1 protein-coding gene is annotated in these 290 nt (G+C 49.0%); it reads right to left on the bottom strand.

Annotation, left to right across the window (positions count from 1 at the left end; translation table 11 throughout):
- Positions 1–281: MATE family efflux transporter (locus tag HC175_RS23145; protein WP_262887268.1), on the bottom strand; the 281-nt coding region annotated here is incomplete at its 3' end.
- Positions 282–290 lie beyond the last annotated feature (9 nt).

Raw genomic sequence — 290 nt, 5'->3', positions numbered from 1 at the left:
AAGATAGCCTGTGGCACCAGTGTCTTCACGGCATGAATACGGTTGCTTCCCAGGTGTTGAGAGACCAGTGCTGAAATTGCTGTTTTGGTCTGCGCCACGATCCAAATTATGGCCGAAAGAAAAGAACCCACAATTCCTGCTGCCGCAAGGGCTTCAACTGGATCCTGTTCCACATTCCCTATAATGGCAATGTCGGTAAGGGAGATGAGGGGTTCGGCAATTCCGGCAAAAATAGCCGGAACCGCCAGTCTGTTGATGTTTTTAAAATTGACTACTGCCATTACTGCAGC

The sequence above is a fragment of the Salinimicrobium oceani genome (assembly GCF_012037645.1).
Note: the sequence above shows the minus strand (reverse complement) of the source record. Positions and strands in the feature narration are given on the sequence as shown.